At 33.1% G+C, this 26,576-nt stretch carries 24 protein-coding genes and 1 pseudogene; 21 read left to right on the top strand and 4 right to left on the bottom strand.

Annotation, left to right across the window (positions count from 1 at the left end):
- The first annotated feature begins 6 nt into the window (after positions 1-6).
- Positions 7-318 carry a rhodanese-like domain-containing protein gene (locus AL499_RS00240; RefSeq protein ID WP_002458814.1) on the top strand — a complete coding sequence of 104 codons (312 nt, stop codon included), beginning with the start codon at positions 7-9 and terminating at the stop codon, positions 316-318.
- Positions 319-437: 119 nt separating this feature from the next.
- On the opposite strand, the gene AL499_RS00245 is transcribed toward AL499_RS00240, so the two are convergent.
- On the bottom strand, positions 438-1,697 hold the full coding sequence (locus AL499_RS00245) for a BaiN/RdsA family NAD(P)/FAD-dependent oxidoreductase (protein WP_002492605.1): 1,260 nt from the start codon (positions 1,695-1,697) through the stop codon (positions 438-440).
- A 558-nt stretch (positions 1,698-2,255) separates the two neighbouring features.
- On the opposite strand from AL499_RS00245, the gene AL499_RS00250 reads away from it, so the two are divergent.
- The 8 genes from AL499_RS00250 to AL499_RS00285 all read left to right on the top strand — a co-directional run bounded on the left by AL499_RS00250 (position 2,256) and on the right by AL499_RS00285 (position 10,561).
- Positions 2,256-3,902, top strand: coding sequence for a putative polysaccharide biosynthesis protein (locus AL499_RS00250; RefSeq protein WP_002458817.1), 1,647 nt, complete (start codon positions 2,256-2,258; stop codon positions 3,900-3,902).
- A complete protein-coding gene (locus tag AL499_RS00255; protein WP_037540621.1) occupies positions 3,902-4,591 on the top strand; it encodes a pseudouridine synthase in 690 nt (229 codons plus the stop codon). Before AL499_RS00250 ends, AL499_RS00255 begins: the two co-directional genes overlap by 1 nt.
- A gap of 24 nt (positions 4,592-4,615) precedes the next feature.
- Complete coding sequence (locus tag AL499_RS00260; RefSeq protein WP_002478014.1) at positions 4,616-5,020, top strand: YtxH domain-containing protein; 405 nt, start codon at positions 4,616-4,618, stop codon at positions 5,018-5,020.
- Between the two features lie 226 nt (positions 5,021-5,246).
- A complete protein-coding gene (pepV, locus tag AL499_RS00265) occupies positions 5,247-6,656 on the top strand; it encodes a dipeptidase PepV (protein ID WP_002492611.1) in 1,410 nt (469 codons plus the stop codon).
- Positions 6,657-6,658: 2 nt separating this feature from the next.
- Positions 6,659-7,504 carry a D-amino-acid transaminase gene (dat, locus tag AL499_RS00270; RefSeq protein WP_002458821.1) on the top strand — a complete coding sequence of 282 codons (846 nt, stop codon included), beginning with the start codon at positions 6,659-6,661 and terminating at the stop codon, positions 7,502-7,504.
- 360 nt (positions 7,505-7,864) lie between these two features.
- Positions 7,865-8,656, top strand: coding sequence for a phosphotransferase family protein (locus tag AL499_RS00275; RefSeq protein WP_002492623.1), 792 nt, complete (start codon positions 7,865-7,867; stop codon positions 8,654-8,656).
- Between the two features lie 68 nt (positions 8,657-8,724).
- Positions 8,725-9,369, top strand: coding sequence for a tRNA (guanosine(46)-N7)-methyltransferase TrmB (gene trmB / locus AL499_RS00280; protein WP_002478016.1), 645 nt, complete (start codon positions 8,725-8,727; stop codon positions 9,367-9,369).
- Between the two features lie 370 nt (positions 9,370-9,739).
- A complete protein-coding gene (locus tag AL499_RS00285) occupies positions 9,740-10,561 on the top strand; it encodes a YtnP family quorum-quenching lactonase (protein ID WP_002492615.1) in 822 nt (273 codons plus the stop codon).
- A gap of 57 nt (positions 10,562-10,618) precedes the next feature.
- On the opposite strand, the gene AL499_RS00290 is transcribed toward AL499_RS00285, so the two are convergent.
- Complete coding sequence (locus AL499_RS00290; RefSeq protein ID WP_002492629.1) at positions 10,619-10,939, bottom strand: PepSY domain-containing protein; 321 nt, start codon at positions 10,937-10,939, stop codon at positions 10,619-10,621.
- An 87-nt stretch (positions 10,940-11,026) separates the two neighbouring features.
- Between AL499_RS00290 and AL499_RS00295 the strand changes: the two genes are divergently transcribed.
- The 12 genes and pseudogenes from AL499_RS00295 to AL499_RS00350 all read left to right on the top strand — a co-directional run bounded on the left by AL499_RS00295 (position 11,027) and on the right by AL499_RS00350 (position 24,536).
- Positions 11,027-12,106: a M42 family metallopeptidase gene (locus AL499_RS00295; protein ID WP_002492609.1), complete on the top strand. Its 1,080-nt coding sequence runs from the start codon at positions 11,027-11,029 to the stop codon at positions 12,104-12,106.
- Positions 12,107-12,120: 14 nt separating this feature from the next.
- Positions 12,121-12,432, top strand: coding sequence for a thioredoxin family protein (locus AL499_RS00300; protein WP_002492628.1), 312 nt, complete (start codon positions 12,121-12,123; stop codon positions 12,430-12,432).
- 94 nt (positions 12,433-12,526) lie between these two features.
- Positions 12,527-13,387 carry a DUF1444 domain-containing protein gene (locus tag AL499_RS00305; RefSeq protein WP_002458828.1) on the top strand — a complete coding sequence of 287 codons (861 nt, stop codon included), beginning with the start codon at positions 12,527-12,529 and terminating at the stop codon, positions 13,385-13,387.
- 25 nt (positions 13,388-13,412) lie between these two features.
- Entirely contained in the window at positions 13,413-14,009 is a 597-nt protein-coding gene (ytpR, locus tag AL499_RS00310) for a YtpR family tRNA-binding protein (RefSeq protein WP_037540620.1), read from the top strand.
- Between the two features lie 21 nt (positions 14,010-14,030).
- Entirely contained in the window at positions 14,031-17,378 is a 3,348-nt protein-coding gene (locus AL499_RS00315; RefSeq protein WP_037540619.1) for a DNA translocase FtsK, read from the top strand.
- A 23-nt stretch (positions 17,379-17,401) separates the two neighbouring features.
- Positions 17,402-18,715, top strand: coding sequence for a UDP-N-acetylmuramate--L-alanine ligase (gene murC, locus AL499_RS00320; protein WP_002492632.1), 1,314 nt, complete (start codon positions 17,402-17,404; stop codon positions 18,713-18,715).
- A gap of 73 nt (positions 18,716-18,788) precedes the next feature.
- Positions 18,789-19,259 carry a DUF948 domain-containing protein gene (locus AL499_RS00325; protein ID WP_002458832.1) on the top strand — a complete coding sequence of 157 codons (471 nt, stop codon included), beginning with the start codon at positions 18,789-18,791 and terminating at the stop codon, positions 19,257-19,259.
- A 108-nt stretch (positions 19,260-19,367) separates the two neighbouring features.
- On the top strand, positions 19,368-20,552 hold the full coding sequence (locus AL499_RS00330) for a coiled-coil domain-containing protein (protein ID WP_062248817.1): 1,185 nt from the start codon (positions 19,368-19,370) through the stop codon (positions 20,550-20,552).
- 205 nt (positions 20,553-20,757) lie between these two features.
- Positions 20,758-21,849 (top strand): bifunctional 3-deoxy-7-phosphoheptulonate synthase/chorismate mutase, encoded by a 1,092-nt coding sequence (locus AL499_RS00335; protein ID WP_002458834.1) that lies wholly within the window; start codon positions 20,758-20,760, stop codon positions 21,847-21,849.
- A 193-nt stretch (positions 21,850-22,042) separates the two neighbouring features.
- Positions 22,043-23,032 (top strand): catabolite control protein A, encoded by a 990-nt coding sequence (gene ccpA, locus AL499_RS00340; RefSeq protein WP_002458835.1) that lies wholly within the window; start codon positions 22,043-22,045, stop codon positions 23,030-23,032.
- A 345-nt stretch (positions 23,033-23,377) separates the two neighbouring features.
- Positions 23,378-23,566, top strand: a pseudogene (locus AL499_RS00345) (IS5/IS1182 family transposase); the annotation flags it as partial.
- A 190-nt stretch (positions 23,567-23,756) separates the two neighbouring features.
- Positions 23,757-24,536 carry a (S)-acetoin forming diacetyl reductase gene (locus tag AL499_RS00350; RefSeq protein ID WP_002458838.1) on the top strand — a complete coding sequence of 260 codons (780 nt, stop codon included), beginning with the start codon at positions 23,757-23,759 and terminating at the stop codon, positions 24,534-24,536.
- Positions 24,537-24,646: 110 nt separating this feature from the next.
- On the opposite strand, the gene AL499_RS00355 is transcribed toward AL499_RS00350, so the two are convergent.
- Positions 24,647-25,804: an acetoin utilization protein AcuC gene (locus AL499_RS00355; RefSeq protein WP_002458839.1), complete on the bottom strand. Its 1,158-nt coding sequence runs from the start codon at positions 25,802-25,804 to the stop codon at positions 24,647-24,649.
- 26 nt (positions 25,805-25,830) lie between these two features.
- On the bottom strand, positions 25,831-26,463 hold the full coding sequence (locus AL499_RS00360) for a hypothetical protein (protein WP_002478025.1): 633 nt from the start codon (positions 26,461-26,463) through the stop codon (positions 25,831-25,833).
- Positions 26,464-26,576: the final 113 nt, after the last annotated feature.

The raw sequence follows: 26,576 nt of genomic DNA on the forward strand, positions 1-26,576 counted from the left end.
TGAATAATGGATTCAATAACTGTTGAAGATTTGAAAAATAAAGTATTAGAATCTAATCCAGTTAATATTGTTGATGTTCGTACAGATGAGGAAACATCTATGGGTATCATACCTGGTGCAGAAACGATTCCTATGGATAAAATTGAATCAAATATTGATTATTTTAATACAAATGATACTTACTATATTATTTGTGCTGCAGGTGTTCGAAGTGAAAAAGTAGCTCGATATTTAGAAAAACAAGATATTCATGCAGTCAATGTAGAAGGCGGTATGAAAGCTTGGGGCAATGAAGGATTAGAAATAAAACGTATTTAATTTTTAAGTAAATGAATTTTAATAGATTTAATAAACACCCATTTATTAACGGTAGCTAAATGGGTGTTTATTTTTTAAAGCCAAGTCTAAACGTGATTTAAAAAATGCTAGCTATAAAGTTAATGATATAAATAACTTCCGGCATTGAGGCCTGCGACATGTCCAGTCACAAGGGCGCTAGTAATATTATAACCACCAGTATAACCGTGAATATCTAAGACCTCTCCACACAAAAATAAACCTGGTTCAAGTTTAGACATCATTGTTTTAGGCCAAATTTCTTTTAAGGAAACACCGCCGCCAGTTACAAATGCTTTATCTATAGGTAATGTGCCGTTAACTTTAAATTTAAATCCTTTAAATATTTCAACAAGTTGTTGCAATTGCTGATTTGAAAGGTGATGTCCTGTCATGTCATCATTAATGTTTGCACGTTCTAACGCAAATATTAAGTAACGTTCTTCAATTAAACCATGTAAACTATTTTTTATAATTTTATTTGGCTGTGATTGAATACGCTTATTAATTTTTTGACTTAATTTGTCTTTATTTAAATCTGGAAATACATCTAAAGACATTGTTATTTGTTGCGTTTTTTGCTGTTTCTGTTCTTTGTAAATAAATTGGCTACATCTTAATGCAGCGGGGCCGCTTATCCCAAAGTGGGTGAAAATCATGTCCATTTTATGACTAATACGTATTTTGCCGTTTTTCTTATGTACTGATAAACAAACATCTTTAAGGCTTAGACCTTTTAAGCGTTGTTCTTTAATAAAAGACTCGTTTGATGTGATAGGTACTTCCGTGGGGAATAATTCGGTAATCGTATGTCCCATTGCTTGTGCAAAACGATAGCCATCTCCAGTTGAACCGGTTTGTGGCACACTAGTCCCACCAGTTGCAATCACTAATGTTTTGCCATTATAACTTTTAGATTGGGTATGTACGATAAAACTATCATTTGTTGATTTTTCAATACGAGTTACAGGTGTTTCTTCAATTATATCGACATTCTGAGAATGAATCGTTTGAACTAAAGCATTTACAACATCTTGGGCTTTGTTTGAGACGGGAAACATGCGGCCATGATCTTCTTCTTTTAGTTTAACAGCTCGGGATTCAAAGAATTGAATAATAGATTCATTATCAAATGTTGAAAATGGACTGTATAAAAATTTTCCGTTACCTGGAATATTTTTAATTATTTCTTCATAAGGTAAGCGATTTGTGACATTACAGCGTCCACCACCTGAAATCTTCAACTTGCGTCCTAAACCTTTTTTCTTTTCTATTAATAATACACGTTGTCCTGATTGGCTTGCTGCAACTGCAGCCATTAAGCCACTTGGACCGCCTCCTATTATAATTGTTTGATACATAGTTGAATCCTCCAATAGTTACTACTGCTATTGTATACGACACTTACACTATATGGCTACATTATTATTTGCAATGTCCCAATTGCTTATGACATTATTAAGTGTATGTTGTCAATTCACATTTAAACAAGCTGAAAAAATTGAGAGCGGGACAGAATTTATCATGAATTCGTAGTACCGCCCCGGCAAGGTTGACTAGGATTGAAAAAAGCTTAGTATAAGCGTATTTTCAATCCAGTCAATTACTGCCAATATTCAGTTTATAGTCCAAAACATAATGATGTCCCTGACTCCATAAAATTTATTTTTTAATGCGGTATTCATATAATCAAGGATTGGTTAATAACATATTTTAAAATTAATTATTTTAAGATTTGCATAAATGTGTAACTAATACAAGAGCATCTATAGTTACTATAATTAAATAAAATCTGCACAAAATTTTACAAAGTTGTTGGGAAACGTTGTGCGATTTATGATATATTTTATAATAATGTAAGTCTTGATTATTATTTAAGCTTTTTAAGAAGAGTTTAAACTAAAGGTAGGAAGATAATTATGAGTGAGAATAAAGAAATGGTACGTGGTACCTTTCTAATAACAATCAGTATTTTAATTACAAAGATACTTGGTGTGTTATTTGTAATTCCTTTTTATGCAATCATGGGCGCTGGTGGTGGCGATGCTGAAACAAATTTGATTCCATTTAACTATGCATATACACCATATAATATTGCCATTGCTGTTGCTACAGCTGGTGTACCATTAGCTGCATCAAAATATGTAGCCAAATACAATGCTTTAGGTGCATATAAAATTGGACAAAAGCTTTACAAATCTAGTTTTGTCGTTATGTTTATAACCGGAATCATTGGATTTTTATTACTATTTGCACTTGCTCCTGAAATAGCTACATTAACGCTTGGTAAAGAAGTAAGCGCTAGTGAGTGGTCTGTAGCTGATATTACTTGGATCATTAGAGTGATTAGTGTTGTTGTTATCTTTATTCCTTTATTAGCTACGTGGAGAGGTGTATTCCAGGGATATCAATCTATGGGGCCTACAGCAGTGTCTGAAGTAAATGAACAAGTTGCTCGTATTATCTTTATATTAGTTGGAAGTTATTTAGTACTTCATGTATTTCATGGTGCAATTTTAATAGCCAATGGTATAGCGACGATTGCTGCAGCAGTTGGTGCAATCGCAGGTATATTAACATTGTGGTATTACTGGCGTAAAAGGAAACCACATATTGATAAAATGGTGGCTTCTGACCAAACAGGAATGAATGTGACTTATACTCAAATGTATAAAGAGATTATTTCATACAGTATTCCATTTGTTATAGTAAGTCTTAACTTTTCTTTATATAATTTAGTTGATATGTTTACGCATAATAATGCGCTTGATTTAGTAGGTTTTTTTGAAAAACAAGGATACTTTTTCTCTATTTTGAATTTCACAACCAATAAAATTGTAATGATTCCAACATCATTAGCTGCTGGGTTTGCAGTGAGTTTAATTCCATATATTACGAAAACTTATGCTGAAGGACGTTTAATTGAAATGCATCGTCAAATAAGAACGTCATTAGGTGTATTAATGTTTATTACTGTTCCAGCAAGTTTAGGAATTATGGCATTAGCATCACCGCTTTATACAGTGTTCTACCAATATAATCCCGATGGTCAATTTATTTTATTCTGGTATGCACCTGTAGCAATATTAATTTCATTATTAAGTGTAACAGCATCAATGTTGCAAGGCATCGATAAACAGAAATTAACTGTGTTTGTTATTTTAGGCTCAGTTATTTTAAAATTATTACTCAATATTCCTTTAATTATGGCATTCCATACAGTTGGCGCAGTATTGAGTACCGCAATAGCATTACTAGCTGCTAATATTGCAAACTTTGTTATTTTAAAGGTTTATGCAAAATTTGAATTTACCGAAACGTTTATTCACTTTGCTAAAATATTTATTTATGGCTTTATCATGATGATTGGCGTTGAGCTAACATATTTATTATTGACACAATTCTTACCTGTTGAGCGTAAACTCTATGCACTAATCATTCTCTTAGTCTGTGTTTTAATAGGCGCAATGATTTACGGCTTTGCAACAATTAAAACAAAATTAGCTGATGAATTTTTAGGTGATGTAGCTCAAAAAGTACGTAATAGAATCGGGTTTTTAAGATGATGAGACTAGATAAATTTTTAGCACATATGGGTCAAGGTACGCGTACAGAAGTAAAGCAATCCTTAAAAAAGGGGAATGTGACGGTTAATGGAAAAGTAGAAAAATCTGCTAAAACTCAAATCGATCCACATCATGATGTTGTTCAAATTCATGGTCATCAAATAGATTATGTTGAAACGGTATATTTGATGTTGAATAAACCTAAAGGCTATATTTCAGCCACCGAAGACCCTAAACAGGCAACAGTCATTGATTTAATAAAAGACTATAAATATTTAGATCTATTTCCAGTAGGCCGGTTAGATAAAGATACTGAGGGCTTATTACTCATCACTAACGATGGTCAATTTAGCCACAATTTGATGAACCCCAACAAGCATGTAGCTAAGACATATTTAGTAACTTCTAAGTATCCAGTGACTAAAGATAACCAGTATATGTTTAAACAAGGTGTGATGTTGTCTGATGGTTTGACAAAACCAGCTGAACTAACCATAATTGATGACTACCACTCAAAGGTTACTATATATGAAGGAAGATATCATCAAATAAAAAGAATGTTTCATAGCATTGAAAATGAGGTATTAGAATTGAAACGCATACAAATTGCTAACCTACGTTTAGATGAAGAGTTGGACGAGGGTCAATATCGTGTATTAACGCAAACCGATATCGAGCAATTAAAATAATATTCGAAAGAGAAGGTGTTTTACATGGCTAAAAAAGCAGGTTTTTTCAGAGTAATACTAGGTTTAGGAACAGCGGCAGCAGCTGTGATATTGTCTAGAAAAGAAAACCGTGACAAATTAAAGGTAGAATACAATAAATATAAAGAAGATCCAGAAAGCTACAAGGAAAATGCAAAAGAAATCGCAAATGACCTTGGATCTAGAGCAACAAACAAAATTCAAGATGTAAAGAACAATCCACAAGCATACATGAATAAAATAAAAAATGATCCAAAAGGCTTTATTCAAGAACAAAAATCTAAATTAACTTCTAAAAAAGATAATCAAAAGGAACTTGAAGAAGTGAAATTTGATGATGAAGGTGGATCAGCATCAAATAATTTACGTGTAGTGACAGAAGAAGATTTAAAAAATAATCGAAACAAATAAAAGTGTATCATTAAAATAGAAAAATACACATTCGGCATTGCTGGATGTGTATTTTTCTGTTTTATTAGTGAAATAATGATTCATTTAATAAGCCAAAAATTAAATAATGAACTGCCAAAATCTCTAATTGTCTGAACATTTTGTAATTCTTCTTAGATCTGACTGTAATTTATAGCATAAATTATGTAGAATAGAAAATATAAATTAAAAAAGGAAGTTGATCTAAATGTGGAAAGAAAAGGTTCAAGAATATGAAAGTAAAATAATAGATGACTTAAACGGCCTGCTTTCAATTGAAAGTGTTCGTGATGATAGTCTAGCATCTGAGGACGCACCAGTTGGCCCAGGACCTAGAAAAGCATTAGATTACATGTATGAAATTGCTCAAAGAGATGGTTTTGCTACGCATGATGTTGACCATATCGCTGGAAGAATTGAAGCAGGAAAAGGCGATGATGTATTGGGGATATTATGTCACGTTGATGTTGTACCTGCTGGAGATGGCTGGAATTTAGATCCATTTAAACCTGTTGTGACTGATGATGCCATTATAGCAAGAGGAACACTCGATGATAAAGGACCTACGATTGCAGCTTATTATGCTATTAAGATTTTAAATGATATGAATGTTGATTGGAAAAAACGTATTCATATGATTATTGGTACAGATGAAGAGTCTGATTGGAAGTGTACTGAAAGATATTTCCAAACAGAAGAAATGCCAACACTTGGTTTTGCACCTGATGCTGAATTTCCTGCTATCCATGGTGAAAAGGGTATCACAACGTTTGATTTAGTACAGCAATTGAAATCAGATGATCAAGATGAACCTGATTATGAATTGTTATCATTTAAATCAGGCCAACGTTATAATATGGTACCTGATTTTGCAGAAGCAAAGGTATTTGTTAAAGAAAATATGACAGATGTAATTCAACACTTTGAACATTATCTACAAGAACATAAACTAACGGGTGATAGCACAGTTGATAGTGGCGTTTTACAATTAACTGTTAATGGTAAAGCAGTTCATGGTATGGATCCATCATTAGGCGTGAATGCTGGTTTACATTTATTACATTTTTTAGGCTCATTGAACTTAAACAAAACAGCAAAAGATTTTGTAGACTTTAGTAATCGTTATTTATTTGAATCTCATTTTGGTGAAAAAATGGGAATGAAATTCCACACTGATATTATGGGTGATGTAACAACCAATGTAGGAATTATTGAATATGATAATGAACATGCAGGGCGTTTTGGTGTTAATCTACGTTATCCATTAGGATTTGAATTTGAAGAAGCAATTCACCGCTTTGAAGATGAAATTAAATCACTTGGATTTGACGTAGATTTAGGAAAGGTACAGCAACCACATTTTGTAGATAAAAATGATCCGTTTGTTCAAAAGCTTGTAACTGCCTACCGCAATCAAACTGGCGATTTATCAGAACCTTATACAATTGGTGGCGGTACATACGCGCGCAATTTAGATAAAGGTGTTGCATTTGGGGCAATGTTCAGTGATTCTGAAGATTTAATGCATCAAAAGAATGAATATATTACGAAAAAACAACTATTTGACGCAACAAGCATTTACTTAGAAGCGATATATTCATTGTGTGTGGAGGGATAAATATGAAGGTATATTTAAATGGAAAATTTGTAGATCAATCTGAGGCTAAAGTATCTTATGAAGATCGTGGTTATGTTTTTGGTGACGGTATTTATGAATATATAAGAGCATATAAAGGTAAATTATTTACAGTCGAAGAACATTTTGATAGATTTTTACGCAGTGCAGATGAAATAGGTTTAGATTTAGGCAAAACTAAAGAAGAACTTATTGACATAACACGCCAGTTACTAAAAGAAAATCAAATAGAAACTGGTGGCATTTATATTCAAGCAACACGTGGTGTGTCACCACGTAATCATTCATTTCCAACACCAGAAGTTAAGCCGGTTATTACAGCATTTGCTAAAAGTTACGATCGCCCATATGAAGAATTACAGAATGGCGTTAGTGCAGTCACAGTTGAAGATATACGTTGGTTAAGATGTGACATTAAAAGTCTAAACTTACTAGGTAACGTATTGGCAAAAGAATATGCGGTTAAATATAATGCTACAGAGGCGATTCAGCATCGCGGAGACACTGTTACAGAAGGTGCATCAAGTAATGTGTATGCGATTAAAGATGGCAAAATATATACACATCCGGTTAATAATTACATTTTAAATGGTATTACCCGCAGAGTGATTAAATGGATTGCAGATGATTATAATATTCAATTTATTGAAGAAACATTTGATGTTGATTTCTTAAAACATGCAGATGAAGTGATTATTTCTAGTACATCAGCAGAAGTTATGCCAATTATTAAATTAGATGGTGAAGCGGTTAATGATGGTAAAGTAGGACCTATAACACGTCAGTTGCAAGAAGGTTTCGACAAATACATTCAAGAAAAAAGTATTTAATAAATTGTGAAAAGATGAAATTACAACTACTTATTTAAGATGAATGTGTTATAATAAGACCTAAGCAAAAGTTAACTTTTGGACGTATAAATGACTAGTAAAATGTGACTTTTATTTTCTCATTTTCAGTTGAAAAATGAGGCTAAAAATTATAAAATTTACTTTGAGTGATAACAAAACTAAATGGTAAATTTAATTAAAATATCGGGACAATATTTTAAAAAATATAATAAAACACACTACTAGTGATTATATTATGACCAGCGTATTTTAGAAGTATACGACTGGTATAAATTAGAATATATGGCTCTTGAAACTTCTTTCTAGAGCCATTTTCTAATTGGAAGTGAGGTGAACGTGTTGGAGCAGTTTTATCAATTAGGGTGGACACTTGATTCTGCAGGTGGTGCTTCAGGCGAAGCTTATATGGCAGAACAAGACGGACAAAAGCTTTTCTTAAAACGAAATTCAAATCCATTTATCGCAGCTTTATCAGCTGAAGGAATTGTCCCAAAACTTGTTTGGACAAAACGTATTGAGACAGGAGAAGTCGTTACAGCTCAGCATTGGAAAAACGGCAGAGAGTTAGAGCCTATTGAAATGGCACAGACGAGAGTAGCTCAGCTAATGAAAAAAATACATAGCTCAAAACCCTTGCTAACGATGTTGAAACGTATGGAAATGGAACCAATTACACCAGCAATCATGTTGAACAAAATTAACGCCTCTTTATCCAGGGAAGTATTAAGCCATCATATTGTGAGAAAAGCGCTTATTTATTTAGAAGAACATATTCCAAATTTAGATGCTCGCTTTTTTACAGTCGTACATGGAGATGTTAACCATAATAATTGGTTATTATCAGATAGGGATGAACTTTTTCTAGTGGATTGGGAAGGTGCAATGATTGCAGATCCTGCGATTGATATTGGTATGTTGCTTTACAACTACGTTCCCGAAAGAAAATGGTCTCAATGGTTCAAAATTTATGGTGAACAAGAAAGTCTTGATTTAAATAAACGCATGAAATGGTATACGGTCATACAATCCATCGGCATGGTGCAATGGTATGAAGAACAGAAGCGTTTTAAAGATATGAATACTTGGTTGAAGTTTCTTAATGAAGTTATGAATAGTAATTTATTTATTTAATAGGCTGATAAGTAGTTGCAGAAATGTAGCTACTTACAGTCTCAATTTTTTATATAAGGAGGATAAGCATGAGAGTTCGATATAAACCATGGGCAGAAGATTATTTAAAAGAGCATCCAGATTTAGTTGATATGGATGGTAGACATGCGGGACATATATCAGAATGGTTTGACAAAAAACAACCCATCTATATCGAAATTGGTTCTGGCATGGGGAAATTTATAACTACCATAGCTTCACAACATCCTGAAATTAATTTCGTTTCTATGGAACGAGAAAAAAGTGTGATGTACAAAGTACTAGATAAAGTGAAAGATTTAGGACTAACAAATGTCAAAATGATATGTAACGATGCCATAGAATTAACCGATTATTTTAAATCTCATGAAGTGTCTCGTATATATTTAAACTTTTCAGATCCATGGCCTAAAAATCGTCATGCAAAGAGGCGACTAACATATAAAACATTTCTAGCACTATATAGACAAATTTTAGTTAAAGATGGAGAAATTCATTTTAAGACAGATAATCGTGGATTATTTGCATATAGTTTAGAAAGCATGTCAACGTTTGGCATGTACTTTACTAAAATAAATTTGAACTTGCATGAAGAAGATAATGAAGATAATGTTCTTACAGAATATGAACAGAAATTTGCAGATAAAGGATCTCGTATATATCGCATGGAAGCTAAATTCCATCAAGATTTATAAATTAAATGATGATGAGACCGTGACATAAAGTTGTTGGACAAATAAAAAAGGCAATTTCTATTGAAATAATATAGAAACTGCCTTTTTTAAATATGTTGATGTAAAATTACATATCAATGAGACGTATTTTAGCAAGACACTTTGGAGTACAAGACAAGTGAAGACAGGGGCCCCAACAAATAGGCTTTCAAAAAGAAAGCCAACAGACAAAGCAAGTTGGGGGTGGGGCCCCAACAAAGAGAAATGCGAAAAGCATTTCACCAAGCACAGTAAGTCGACCTTGTATAGCAAGTTTCTTTCATGAACATAAAGTTACCTAAATAGGGTATACAAAAATAAATCAGCTTTTCATATTAAAGGAGAGAAATATATGAAATTAGGCGAATTTATGATTAATCAGCTAAATGGCGGTATAACTAAAATGGATGGTGGAGCTATATTTGGTGTAGTACCTAAACCGTTATGGTCTAAAAAGTATAGTGTTAATAATAATAACCAAGTTCCACTTGTTACATATCCTATACTTATTCAGACTGGAGAAAAAAATATCATTATCGATGCAGGATTAGGCAATGCCAAGTTAACAAAAAAACAAATTAAAAATTATGGTGTTGATTATGAAAGCGATATTGAAAAGGCTTTATCGCAGTTTCATTTAACTACGGCTGAAATTGATTATGTATTAATGACCCACATGCATTTTGATCATGCAGCTGGATTATCAGATTGTGATGGCAATGCCATATTTAAAAATGCGATGCATATTATACAGCAAGATGAGTGGCATGAATTTCTTAGTCCTAACTTGCGAAGTAAAGCGACATATTGGAAGAAGAATCAGGGGGACTACGATCAGAATGTTATTTTATTTGAAGATACTATTGAAGTGCTCCCAGGTATTGAAATGCATCATGTTGGAGGTCATAGCAATGGCCTATCTATTGTAACAATAAAGAGCAATGGTGAAAGCGCAGTGCATATGTCAGATATTTTTCCAACTCATGCTCATTTAAATCCACTGTGGGTGTCCGCATATGATGATTATCCTATGGAATCAATTAGAGCGAAAGAAAGACTCATTCCTTATTTTATTTATCATAACTATTGGTTTTTATATTATCATGACCATCAATATTTTGCTTGCAAATTTCAATCAAATCCACAAACAATAATTGATAGAATAGAACGATGACAAAAGTGGAAATACGACATAACTATAAAGTTAGCGTATTTCCACTTTTGATGTAGATTAAAGTTCAACGATGTTTAACACTTCACCATTTTTGGCATCGACATAGAATTCATATTGTGTAAATTCATTATGTTTAACTTGGGTGATACCACCTTGATATATAATTCGCCCAGGGTAACTTGCGTCGTCAACTAATGGTGTTTCTAATATGTAGGAACCTTTAACATTTCTAAAATAAGACTTAACCTCATTTAACACTTGATTAGGATACTTGAGTTTTTGACGTGTTAATATTAAGAAAAGAACAGGTAGGGTAACTAACATTAGTGTGAAAAGGACAATTAGCGAAATTAAAATTTTTTTATTTATGTCTTTCATGTTAAAATGCACCTCAAAATCAATAGTTCATAAATTTAGTTTACCATATTTAACATGATATAATAACTATCAAGGAGCGTGATTCTTGTGGAGATTGAACAAAATCGTACATTGCAACGCATAAAAACGCTAACTGAGTTGCATGGTGCACCAGGATTCGAAAATGATGTTAAAGCCTATATGAAAGCTGAAATGACACCTTATATTAGTCATTTTGTAGAGAATAAATTAGGCGGATTTTTTGGAGTGAAAAAGTCTAATACAGCCAATGCTAAAAAAGTAATGATTGCTGCACACATGGATGAAATAGGATTTATGATTACTGAAATAACAGATAATGGTTTGCTGCACTTTACAAATCTTGGAGGTGTTGCCAATGATATTTGGCAAGGGCAAAGACTAACTATCAAAACACGTCAAGGTGATCAAATATTAGGGGTTGTAGCTAATATTCCTAAACATTTCCGCACTGGAAATGAAGCTGCACCTAAAATACATGATTTACTACTAGATATAGGTGCAACTAGTGCTGAAGAAGTCCGTGAACGCGGTATTGAAATTGGTGATTCTATAGTGCCAGCAACAACATTATCACGTCTGTCAGAATATCGATTTAGTGGAAAAGCATGGGATAATCGCTATGGGTGTGTCCTTGCTATTGAAATATTAGAATTATTAAAAGATGTTGAATTAGATGTGGATTTATATGTTGGTGCGAATGTGCAAGAAGAAGTAGGTTTACGTGGTGCAAGAGCATCTGCCGAATTGATTCAACCAGATATTGCATTTGTTGTTGATTGTTCACCAGCTAATGATGTAAAAGGCAAAGGACGTTTGTCCGGTGAATTAGGTGAAGGGACATTAATTCGAATTAAAGACGGTACAATGATCTTAAAACCAATTTTTAGAGATTATCTATTGAAATTAGCGAATGAAAAAGAGATAAATTATCAATATTATATGTCACCTGGTGGTACGGATGGGGGAGAAATACATAAGGCGAATCAGGGTATACCTACTGCGGTCATAGGCGTTTGTGCGCGCTATATTCATAGTACGGATGCTGTGTTTGATATTAGAGATTATTTTTCAGCACGACAGCTTTTAATGGAGGCTGTGATTAACTTAGATCGTCATCAAATTAATGAATTACAATATGAAATTTAAGGGAGAATTAAATTATGATCCAACTTGAATCTGAACAACAATTTGATAAATTAAAGCAAAGTAATGTCGTATTTGAGTTTACTGCGGGGTGGTGCCCAGATTGTAAAATCATTGAACCAGATTTGCCAATTTTAGAGCATAAGTATCCACAATTTCAATTTGTCTCAGTAGATAGAGATCGTTTTATAGATTTATGTGTAAAATACGATATTATGGGAATTCCAAGTTTTTTAGTGTTTATAGATGGTGATATGTTAGGTTCATATATTGGTAAAGAACGCAAATCAATTGCCCAGATTGATGAATTTTTAGCACAATATTGTTAAAATATTATTTTAGCAGTCAACATCGCTTAATTTTTCTGTAATTAAGGCTATATTTATTGTAAAATAATAAATGGTGTGAAATTGAGGTGTAAAGATGAACGTCTTTAAGATGAGAGACGAATTAAAGCAACGATTAAAATATTTAGACGTTGATTTTAAGTTTGATCGTGAAGAAGAAACTCTACGTATCTATAGAAATGATAATCATAAAGGCGTTACGATTAAATTAAATGCCATAGTTGCTAAGTATGAAGAGCAACAAAATAAAATTATTGATGAAATTGTCTACTATGTTACAGAGGCGATTTCACAAATGCAGGACCAAGGATTAGACCAAATTTCTGATATAAATATCATGCCAGTTATTCGTTCCACAAGTTTTGAGAAAAAGACTAAGGATGGAAGTGCATTTGTAATTGATAAACATACAGCTGAAACAAACGTTTATTACGCTGTTGACTTAGGCAAATCTTATCGTTTAATTGATGAAAGTATGCTAAAACAAATGAATATAACGACACAACAAGTAAAAGAAATGTCTTTATTTAATTTGCGTAAGCTTGAATGTTCTTATTCCACTGACGAAGTGAAAGGTAATATATTTTATTTTATTAATTCAAACGATGGATATGATGCTAGCCGTATATTAAATACAAAATTACTTAATGAATTTGAACAACAGTGTGAAGGTGAAATGCTTGTAGCTGTACCACATCAAGATGTGCTTATCATTGCTGATATAAGAAATAAAACTGGCTATGATGTGATGGCTCATTTAACGATGGAATTTTTCACTAAAGGATTAGTACCTATTACCTCCTTATCATTTGGATATAGTAAAGGTCACTTAGAACCGATTTTTATTTTAGGTAAAAATAACAAACAAAAAAGAGATCCTAATGTTATACAGAGATTAGAAGCAAATAGAAAAAAGTTTAATCATAAAGAATACTAGAAGCGATATAGAGGAGTTTTAAATGATGAATTTATTTTACAATCCCAAAGGCGTTGGAGATGTGGCATTTCTACAAATAAATCCTGTTGAAGGTGACGTTGCTTATGAAATCAAAGAAAATGTTGTTCAATTAACACAAGATAACGCTGTTGTTGGTTTTAATATTTTCAATTTTTCTCATTATTTTCATATTCAAGACGTGGGTAATATTAAATTAACAGAGGAAATACTTAACAAATTGCAACAAGTCATTTCAGAAGCTGGTTATTCATATCAATTAGATGCTGATTTATCTCCAAAATTTGTTGTGGGTTATGTGAAAACAAAAGAAAAGCATCCTAATGCAGACAAGCTAAGTATTTTATCTGTTGACGTTGCAACAGAAGTATTGCAAATTGTTTGTGGTGCACCTAACGTAGAAGCTGGTCAAAAAGTTGTTGTTGCTAAAGTTGGCGCTGTTATGCCTAGTGGTATGGTTATTAAAGATGCGCAACTACGAGGTGTTGATTCAAGCGGTATGGTATGTTCAATGAAAGAACTTAACTTGCCGAATGCGCCACAAGAGAAAGGCATCTTGGTATTATCTGATAATTACCAAATTGGACAAGCATTTTTTGAATAAAAGTAGGAAGGTAGTGAGTATATGAGCTGGTTCGATAAATTATTTGGCGAAAATAATCATTCAGATAGTGATGTCTTTTTTCGTAAAACGCGTCGTCAACATTCAAAGCATCAATTAAATAGCGAAGACTCATTACTTCCTGAAAATAATGATATCTACGAAAGACCAAAAGGAAAATTTCGATTTCCTATGAATATTTCAGATAATGAAGTTCAAGATGATATTTCATCAACCGATAACGTTAATGAGCGTAACAATAATCGCCGTCGACAAACATATCAATCTGACTTCACAACTGGTCAAGCACATACACACCGCCGTAGACATAGAAATTATACAGGAAGTGGGCAACGCGCAACATCTTCACATGATGACAGACACAAAGAACAATCACATGCAGATAGTCAATCCAGATTAAAGAAACAAGCATCAGCATATGCAACACAACAAACATCACCGCATTCGCATTATTCAAGCACTAAACCACGCTTTAAATTGCAATCTGAGCGGATCAAATCGTCTGCAAATGAAGCGAAACCTACATATCAAGCACATAGTTTTAAAGCTAGTGAAGTTCCCTCAGCTATTTTTGGAACAAAAAAAAGACGTCCAATTGAAAATGGTATCATTCCTGATGTTGAGCATGATAAGCGTGATGATGAAAGCCGAAATAACGATAAACAACAAACTGAAGTTAAAAGAGATACACAGCAACCAGTGCAGTCAACTCAGGCTGAAAATACGAATCAACAAAGTCAACACAATGATGAGACAACGCATCGCGATGATATTATAAAAAAACGCCAACCCGCACGAAATAATACTATAAATATCGAAAACATTTATGCTTCTCAGATTGTTGAAGAAATACGTAAAGAAAGAGAACGCAAAGTGTTACAAAAACGTCGATTTAAAAAGGCATTGCAAGATAAACGTCAGCAGAAACAACATCAAGATGATGACATACAAAAAGCCATAGATGCTATGTATGCCAAACAAGCTGAACGTTATACGGGTGAAAGTTCGCTTAATGACGATACATCGTTAAAAGATAATAATCGGCAAGCTGAGCATACTTCCGAAGATACTCATAATGATAACAACGATGAAAAAAGAGATTATCACTATGAGGAAATAGCTTTAGATGATATTCAACAAATTCAAGAATTAACAGATGATCAAGTTAATGTGTCAGACATTACTGATGTTTCTGCTGGTAAAAGCTCAAATAACATTCAGCAATCGGATGACCAAGAAACATTAGAAGCTGAACAGCATAAAAATATGTTAGACAGAGAACAACACAGTGATAAACATCAAGATGATCATTTGATAGACAATGACATTACAGATGCAGAATATCATGAAATAGAGCAGGCTGACATTTCGACTAAAACTGCTGATGACAATAATACGCGTTCAAACAGTGATAATAGAGAAAGTTCTACAATTAAACAAGGTCATGCATATCGAAATCATGAGTCACATAACGACATCGACTCAAAACAAAGTGCACAACACAGCGCAACTAAGTTGCAACAGAAAAAATCAGCAACGAATAAAGAGCATAATCATGACACAACATATGCTGTAAAAGCACAAAATAAGAACAATATTAAGCTAGGTTCTAAACCATTTAACGTCGTTATGACACCATCTGATAGAAAAAGAATGATGGATCAACAAGCCAAAAGACGAGAAAAACAAGTTAATGTGCCAGAGTTAACTCCAGAGACATCACAAACATTAGACAAAAACAATGTCGCTAAAAATCATGAAAGTAATCATAACGTAATAGAAAGAAACACTGATGAACTAAGTCAAGATATATATCCACAAAATGAAGATTTAGAAGACGATTCCACTAATATACAGGCAAATGTAAATGCGACACAACCTGATGGTGAAATAAAACAATCTAAGAATGATAACAATAATATAACTGCAAAACCTGAACAGACAATGATACGAAGAGGCCCGAACATTAAGTTGCCGGATTTAGATATTTTAAATGATGCTCAACCACAAGAAATTGATGAAACATGGATTGATAGCAAAAAGCAAGAGCTTAATGATGCATTCTATTATTTCAATGTGCCAGCAGAAGTGAAGAATGTTACAGTTGGACCAAGTGTAACACGCTTTGAATTGGCTGTTGAAAAGGGTGTTAAGGTATCAAGAATTACTGCATTGCAAGATGATATCAAAATGGCACTTGCAGCCAAAGATATACGTATCGAAGCGCCAATTCCTGGTACAAGTCTAGTTGGTATTGAAGTTCCAAATCAAAACCCCACGAAGGTAAACTTAAAATCAATATTAGAGACTGAGCATTTTAAGCATTCTGAATCAAAATTAACTGTAGCAATGGGTAATCGAATTAATAATGAACCGTTGCTTATGGATATCGCTAAAACACCACATGCTTTAATTGCAGGTGCAACAGGTTCAGGTAAATCCGTATGCATTAATAGCATATTAATGTCTTTATTGTATAAAAACCATCCAGAAGAATTGCGGTTACTATTAATTGACCCTAAAATGGTAGAATTAGCACCGTACAATGATTTACCTCATTTAGTTTCACCAGTAATTACAGATGTTAAGGCCGCTACACAAAGCCTGAAATGGGCTGTTGAAGAAATGGAACGACGCTATAAATTATTTGCGCAATATCACGTTCGAAATATTACTGCATTTAATAAAAAAGCATCTTATGAACAACGTATTCCTAAAATTGTCATAGTTATAGATGAACTTGCTGATTTAATGATGATAGCGCCACAAGAAGTAGAGCAGTCTATTGCTAGAATTGCTCAAAAAGCGAGAGCATGTGGTATTCATATGCTAGTTGCTACACAAAGACCATCAGTTAATGTTATTACTGGTTTGATTAAAGCTAACATACCTACGCGTATTGCCTTTATGGTTTCATCAAGCGTTGATTCACGAACAATCATAGATAGTGGTGGTGCAGAACGTTTACTCGGATATGGTGATATGCTATATCTCGGCAGTGGAATGAACAAGCCAATTCGAGTCCAAGGTACATTTGTATCTGACGATGAAATTGATGGTGTTGTAGATTTTATTAAGCATCAACGCGAACCAGATTATTTATTTGAGGAAAAGGAACTATTAAAGAAAAATCAATCACAAGCTCAAGACGAATTATTTGAGGATGTATGTGAATTTATGATAAAAGAAGGTCATATATCAACGTCATTAATTCAACGACATTTCCAAATTGGATATAATCGTGCAGCACGAATTATCGATCAATTAGAACAACTAGGTTATATAACAGGAGCAAATGGTTCTAAACCTAGAGATGTATTGATAACAGAAGCTGATATAACAAATAATTAAATGAATAAAGGAGTATAAGTGATATGACGCATTATCATTTTGTTGGTATAAAAGGCGCTGGCATGAGCTCTTTAGCGCAAATCATGCATGACTTAGGACATGAAGTTCAAGGGTCTGATATTGAAAAATATGTATTTACTGAAGTAGCATTAAAAAACAAAGGCATAAAAATATTACCTTTTAGTGCAGAAAATATAAAAGAGGGTATGGTAGTCATACAGGGGAACGCTTTTCCAGACACTCATGAAGAGGTTGTTAGAGCGCATGATTTAAAACTAGACGTTATTAAATATCATGATTTCCTTGGTCACATTATCGATCAATATACCTCTGTGGCTGTTACAGGCGCACATGGGAAAACATCAACAACTGGATTGTTATCACATGTCATGAATGGTGATAAAAAGACATCATTTTTAATTGGAGATGGCACAGGTTTGGGAATACCTCAAAGCGACTACTTTGCTTTTGAGGCATGTGAGTATCGTCGACATTTTTTAAGCTATCGTCCTGACTATGCTATTATGACAAATATCGATTTTGATCATCCTGATTATTTTAAAGATGTAGAAGATGTTTTTGATGCATTTCAAGAGATGGCTAATAATGTAAAAAAAGCAATTATAGCTTGGGGGGACGATGAACATTTACGTAAACTTAACGTGGATATTCCAATATATTATTATGGTTTAAGTGATAAAGATGACGTATATGCCAATGATATTCAAATTACTGATAAAGGTACTGAATTTGATGTATACATCAATGGCAAATATTACGATCACTTCTTAACACCACAATATGGCAATCATAATATTCAAAATGCGCTTGCAGTAATAACAATTAGCTATTTAGAAGATATGGATGTTGCAAATATTAAAGAAGCACTTGAAACATTTGGTGGTGTCAAACGTCGGTTTAATGAAACTAAATATGATCAACAAGTATTAGTTGATGATTACGCACACCATCCGCGAGAGATTAGTGCTACAATAGAAACAGCAAGAAAGAAATATCCAAATAAAGAAGTCATTGCAGTCTTTCAACCGCATACGTTTTCTAGAACACAAGCATTTTTAAATGAGTTTGCTGATAGTTTAAGCAAGGCTGATCATGTCTTTTTATGTGAAATCTTTGGTTCTATTCGAGAAAATACAGGAGACTTAACGATTCAAGATTTAATCAAACGTGTTGACGGATCTGCATTAATAGACGAAAATAATATTGACATATTAGAACAATTTGATAATGCTGTGATTTTATTTATGGGCGCTGGTGATATACAAAAAATACAACGTGCATACGAACACAAATTAGGTATAACAAATAATTTTTAATATGTTTATACATTATTCTCATGGGTATTTAATACTAATGACATTTTTAATAGGTATTTAGGAGGCGTTTTTAATGGATTGGATTTTACCAATTGCTGGAATTATCGCTGCAATTGCATTCTTAATTTTATGTATAGGTGTAGTTGTTGTGTTAATGTCAGTTAAGAAAAATTTAGATCACGTAGCAAAAACTCTTGATGGTGTTGAAGGCCAAGTTCAAGGTATTACACGTGAATCTACAGATTTACTTCACAAAGTAAATCGTTTAACAGAGGATATCCAAGGTAAAGTTGAACGTTTAAATTCTGTTGTTGATGCTGTTAAAGGTATTGGCGATTCTGTTCAAAATTTAAATGGCTCAATTGATAAAGTGACAAATTCAATTACTCACAATATCTCTCAAAATGAAGATAAAATTTCTCAAGTAGTGCAATGGTCCAATGTTGCAATGGAAATTGCAGATAAATGGCAAAACAGACACTATCGTAGAGAAAGTTCAAACTACAAAACAAGTTCTGTAGCTGATGACACTAAAATCCATTAAATAAAGCTGCTTAACTTTTGTAGAGAAAACTTTTTAATAAGATGTAATTTCATGCACTTAAATGAGGTTTGTACCTGTTTAAGTGCATTTGTTATAGGAGGAGTTACAATGAGTCAAAAATTTAATCAACAACCACTTGAACATACACATTCAGGTGATATTTTATCTCATGATAGTTACCAACATCAAAATTTAACGCCCTATTCTAATGAAGTTCCAAAACGAAAAGACTTTGTAGTAAGTTTTATTACTGGCGCAATTATTGGTTCAACGATTGGTCTATTATATAAGAATAAAGGTTTTGAAAAAATAGATGAACTTAAAAAGAAAGAACAAGAATTAGAACAGAAATATCTTAATATAAAAGAACAAGCTGAAACGAATTTTAACGCTATAAAAAGCAAGATAGAAGACTTTAAACAACAAGATAGTATTTCACCAGATGAAATAGCAGCACAACAACAAGCTATTAAAGAAGAAGTAAATGATACATTAAAAGATGATTCACCAGAAGCACAAGAGATTCAACAAGCTAAAGCAGAAGCAAAAGAAGAGAATAAAAAAGAAGCGAGTGCCACAGAAATAGCAGCACAGCAACAAGCAATAAAACACGAAACAAACGATGCATTAAAAGATGATTCACCAGAAGCACAAGAGATTCAGCAAGCTAAAGCAGAAGCACAAGAAGAGAATAAAAAAGAAGCAAGTGCTACAGAAATAGCAGCACAGCAACAAGCAATAAAACACGAAACAAACGATGCATTAAAAGATGATTCACCAGAAGCACAAGAGATTCAACAAGCTAAAGCAGAAGCAAAAGAAGAGAATAAAAAAGAAGCGAGTGCCACAGAAATAGCAGCACAGCAACAAGCAATAAAACACGAAACAAATGATACATTAAAAGCGCCTTCTAATAAAACAAAAAAGATGATGGTAAATAATCAAGCACAGCGTTTAGCACAAGCAGCAAAAGGCAAAGCTCAAAAAATGGAACAAGATAGCTCTGTTACGGCTAAAACAAAAGCGCTATTAACTGAACCAGAATTAAAATTTGTGAAAGTTGAACGTGTTCCAAATTTAGTTACAAAGCCTTCAATAAATCAACCAGAAGCACAAATTAAAGACCAACAAACGCATCAGTCAGCACATTTTGATAATGGCGTAATTACGCATGAAGAAAAGTCGATTCAGCAGGATAATTCAACTAAAAATGAACGTAAATCAACACCTAAACAAGCACAACGTGTAGAAAAAGCTAAAAGTAAAATTGATAAACGTACTTTCAATGATTAAATATTTAAAGGTATCTTCATCTATAATTAAGTTATAATGGAGATACCTTTTTACTTTATGTTATTAATATCAGAAAATTCTAAAAATATAGATCGTATGAGGTTGAAGAATAAAAAAAGAATTGTTAAAATAGAGTTTAATATTAATAATTTTATCGCTTTAAAGTGACACTAATTGTTAAAACAGAATTTTGAGGTGAGTATTTATGGGTAATAAATTAGAATCATACAGAGAAGAGATTGTATCGATTAATAATCAAATATTAGATTTGTTGTCCAAACGTGGGGAATTGGCGCAAAAAATTGGTGAAGAAAAATTAAAACAGGGTACGAGAGTTTATGATCCACAACGTGAAAAAGAGATGATAAACGATTTATTAGATCGAAATCAAGGTCCTTTTAATGATAATGTAATTAAACAGTTATTTAAAGAAATTTTTAAAGCGTCCACAGATTTACAAAAATCAGAAAATGAAAAACATTTATATGTATCAAGAAAATTAAAGCCAGAAGATACAGTTGTAACATTTAAAAATGGTGGCATTATTGGAGATGGTAAGAAATCATTTGTTTTTGGTCCATGCTCCGTTGAATCACAAGAACAAGTAGATGCTGTAGCTCGTAATCTTCAACAAAAAGGTGAAAAATTCATACGTGGTGGTGCTTTTAAACCTCGTACATCACCTTATGATTTCCAAGGACTCGGTTTAGAAGGGCTTAAAATATTAAAAAATGTCAAAGAAAAATTTGGATTAAATATTGTTAGTGAAATCGTTAATCCTGCTCACTTTGAACTTGCGGATGATTATTTAGATGTTTTCCAAATTGGTGCACGTAATATGCAAAATTTTGAATTACTAAAAGAAGCTGGTCGTACAAATAAACCTATATTACTAAAACGAGGGCTTTCAGCAACAATTGAAGAATTTACATATGCTGCTGAGTATATTGCCTCTCAAGGAAATAAAAATATAATTTTATGTGAGCGTGGTATTCGCACATATGAAAAAGCTACAAGAAATACATTAGATATTTCTGCAGTACCAATTCTTAAACAAGGTACACATTTACCTGTTATGGTAGATGTAACACATAGTACGGGTAGAAAGGACATTATGTTACCAACTGCAAAGGCAGCATTAGCAGTTGGTGCTGACGGTGTAATGGCCGAAGTTCATCCTAACCCTGCTGTTGCATTGAGTGATAGTGCTCAACAAATGGACTTAGATGAGTTTGACGCATTTTACAGTGAACTTAAACCACTTTCTGAATTATATAATAGCAAAAAGTTAAAATAGTTATTAGCTGAATTCAAGTACCTGTCATATTAATGAATCACTATGGCAGGTATTTATTTTAATTAGTAAATATTTTTTACAGATATGTGAACGAAATTAAAACATATTTAATACATAAGTTTTTTGTGTTAAACTTTGAAAATGAAATGAAAACACGATATAATAATAAATAAACCGCTTACAGGAGGACGCTATGACAGTTACAATTTATGATGTTGCTAGAGAAGCCAGAGTATCCATGGCAACCGTTTCAAGAGTGGTTAACGGTAATCAAAACGTAAAACCAGAAACACGTAAAAAGGTCAATGAAGTGATAAAGCGCTTAAATTATCGACCTAATGCAGTTGCTCGCGGATTAGCTAGTAAACGTACAACAACAGTAGGTGTAATTATTCCAGATATTTCAAATATTTATTATTCACAATTGGCTCGAGGTATAGAAGATATTGCAACGATGTACAAATATCATTCTATTATTTCTAATTCAGATAATGATCCTGAAAAAGAAAAAGAGATATTCAATAATTTATTAAGTAAACAAGTGGACGGTATTATATTCTTAGGTGGTACGATTTCAGATGAGATAAAAGATTTAATAAGTCAATCATCAGTGCCCGTTGTTGTTTCGGGAACAAATGGAAAAGACGATCAAATTGCATCAGTTAATATTGACTTTAAATCGGCTGCCAAAGAAGTGACAGAACAACTTATTCAAAATGGTGCAACTAAGTTTGCGCTTGTTGGTGGAGATTATTCGAAAAAGGCCCAAGATGATGTACTTGATGGCTTAAGCGAGGCTCTAAGGGAGCATCAACTTAAACTTGACGATGCTTTACATCTTACTGGAAAAGAAAGTTATAAAGAAGGTGTACATGCATTTGAACAGTTACAAGGCCATCATCCGGATGCTATTTTAGTCATTAGTGATGAGCAAGCAATTGGAATTTTGCATAGTGCTCAAGACAAAGGTGTGAAAGTCCCTCAAGATTTACAAATTGTAAGTTTTAACAACACGCGTTTAGTTGAGATGGTTAGACCAAAATTATCAAGTGTAATTCAACCATTGTATGATATTGGTGCAGTTGGTATGCGCCTATTAACGAAATATATGAATGACGAGCCTATTGATGAACCTAATGTGATTTTGCCACATAGAATTGAATACAGAGGAACAACAAAATAATTTTGGTGGAAAAATAAAAAATAGTATATAATCTAGTCATAAAATATATGCGAGTTTGGGATATAAATTCCTAAAGGGTCTGGGACATAAATCTCAGAAAAATAGCGCTCAGATGAATTGAATTCAACTCATCTGAGCGCTTCTTTTTATTCAATACTTCGCATTGTTGGCTCGCTTTCTTAGGAAACAGCTTCAGCCTGTAGTCTTCAGCTCGTCCTGTTTCCTCAAGAGTCTCGCCAAAATACGTCGCATTTATATGTAATTTTACATCAACATACTTTAAAAAAATAAGGCACTTTCGTATAATTTAATAAACTTCACTAAACTAAATTAACGAGGTGCCTTATGTATAAAGATTATAACATGACTCAACTTACACTACCAATGGAAACTTCAATACTTATTCCTACAAATGATATTTCTCGATATGTAAATGAAATTGTTGAAACAATCCCAGATAATGAATTCGATGAATTCAAACACCCTCGTGGGGCTACATCTTATTATCCTAAAATAATAACAAGCTGTATATTATCTAATACATAATAGAAATTGTCTTTTTTACATTGTTTAAGAACTTAATATCTCAGACCTTTTTTTGCGTTTTATACAGCTATAATTGTAATATTATTAGAATTATCGAAAAATTCACAAAAAAGACACTCTATAAATTTTACAAAGTGCTAATATAAAATTGAAAAGAATTATTATGAGGTGATTGATAATGAGTAATACTAAAAAAGTAGCAGTCGTAACTGGCGCAGCACAAGGTATTGGTTTTTCCATTGCACAACGTTTATTTAATGATGGATTTAACGTAGCTGTCGTTGACTATAATTATGAAGGCGCTCAAGAAGCAGCAGCTAAATTGAATAAAGAAGGTCAAGAAGCAGCAGCATACAAAGCTGACGTATCCAATCGTGATGAAGTATTTAAAGTATTGGGTGAGGTTGTAAATCATTTTGGAGATTTAAATGTACTTGTTAATAATGCTGGATTAGGACCAATGACGCCAATCGAAACAGTTACACCAGAACAATTTAATCAAGTCGTTGGTGTTAATGTCGGTGGTGTATTCTGGGGCATTCAAGCAGCACTAGAACAATTTGAAAAATTAGGACACGGCGGTAAAATTATTAATGCTACTTCACAAGCTGGTGTTGAAGGTAACGCAGGTTTGTCTTTATACAGTAGTACGAAATTCGCAGTTCGTGGTCTTACACAAGTAGCAGCACGTGATTTAGCTGAAAAAGGCATTACAGTTAATGCTTTTGCTCCAGGTATTGTTGAAACACCAATGATGAAAGGTATTGCTGTTAAATTAGCTAAAGAAAATAATCAACCAGAAGAGTGGGGTTGGAAACAATTCTCAGATCAAATTACTTTAAAACGACTTTCAAAACCAGAAGATGTAGCTAATGTTGTTGGCTTTTTAGCTAGCAGTGATTCTGATTATATCACTGGTCAAACAATTATAGTTGATGGTGGTATGCGCTTCCATTAATCATATTGTTTTATTCGACATGAACAGCTCTACTGTGACAAAGACTTCAAACACTTTCGTTAAATGCAACTACGAGTATTTATGCGAAAGTGTTTCTCTTTGTTTAAATACTATTGATACCATGATTTAATACGTAAAGCACGTTCTAAATTATGCTTACTTATTTCTTCTCTTCGTGGAATATTAATATAGTGTTCGAGACTTTCATTCCAAGTTTGTGGTAACGGTTTTGGAGCATAACTTGTCCATTTATTAATCCAAGTTTGTGGTAAAGCACCATGAGGTTTAGTTTGTCTTGTTAATGCTAAGTAAACATGACTCCATGCTCTTGGAACTACAGTCCAAATATTATAACCTCCACCACCAAACATAATAATTTTGCCATCGGTATATGTTTCTGCAAGTGCATTTATTAGATAGGGAATTTGATACAATGCATCAAGCGTACAATTCATATGAGTTAATGGATCTTGAAAATGAATATCTACCCCATGCACACTCAATATTATATCTGGTTTAAATGCTTCAATTATAGCATTAAGTGATAGCTCCAAGCATTCAAGATATGAGGCATCTTCTGTATAAGGCTCTAAAGGTAGATTGACTGTGTAACCATATCCTTGATCCTCTCCACGTTCAGTATAATGTCCTGAGCCAGGAAATAGAAATTTTCCCGTTTCATGAATGGAATAACACATTATTTCTTCATCAGTATAAAATCGCCATTGTGTACCATCTCCGTGATGTGCATCAGTATCCACAATTAATACCCGCTGGCCGTATTTTTGATTTAAATATTTAGCAGTAATTGCGACATCATTATAAACACAAAATCCATTGGCACGTCCTTCTAGAGCGTGATGCAAACCACCACCAAGATGACAACCATTATGATAAATGCCTTTCATAATCAAATCTGCTAATGTTAATGCGCCGCCAACAATTCGAGCACTATGGCTATGCATATTATTAAACTGATTCGTATCTTCGCCACTTAATCCATATTTATCAGCTTCTTGATTACTTAAAATACCATGTGATGCATGTTTAATTGCTTGTACGTAATCGTATTGATGCACGAGGGTTAGTTCATTCGTTGTTGCAATAGGTGGTTCCACAATATTACTATTGTTTAAATAGCCAGCCGTCTGCAACAATTCTGTCGTTAGTTTAAGTCTCATTTGATTAAAAGGATGATGATTATCAAAACGATATTTTAATAATTTATCTGAATAGACATATCCAGTTTTTCTTTTATCATGCATCATATCAAACTTCCTTTAGTAATTAGAATTTAAAAGAAAAAGCGATTTTGAAAGCGTAAATCATCAAATGCTTGTTGTTGATCGAGTGTGATACGATTGCCAATGCGAGCCATCAAGCAATTGGCAGGGTGACTTGTGATTTCAGGTTCGTCTGTAGCAAAAACTTCTAATCCACCTTTGGCCATCATTTTTTGCATCACTTTTTTATATTCAAAAACATCTAACTTTGCTTGTTTTAAATCCCAATGCCAATAATATTCTGTCGTTAAAACAATATAATCTTCAAACTCATTACTAGAAAGACTAGTTGCGATGAGTAGACCACCCAAATGTAAATGACGATATTTTGGACATAATTCAATGGCACCCAATTCAATAAGATAAGGTAAATGACCTTGAGACCAACGCTCAAACTCATCCGGATAGTGATAGGTTACATAGCCAATGATATGTGTGCGTTCTCTAATGATATATACTCGACCTTCCATCAGGCGTGAAATTTCTAATAAAGCATTAAATTGTTCCTTTGGAGGTCGAAAAGCATCAAGTTGATCATCGAAAGTAAGCGTTTTCAAAAAACTGCAAGATACAGGTCCTTCAATAACAAAATGAATATCTTGTATGTTGATATTTTTTAAGACATAAGTTTTGACATGCTTCATTGATTTCCGCCTCCGACATCTTATTATAATTAGTATAAAGGCTATGGACGTAAATTAAAAATATAAATGTAAAAATTCTCTAAAAATTTTGAATAACACAAAAATTTATGTAT

This window comes from Staphylococcus lugdunensis (assembly GCF_001558775.1).
Lineage (GTDB): Bacteria > Bacillota > Bacilli > Staphylococcales > Staphylococcaceae > Staphylococcus > Staphylococcus lugdunensis.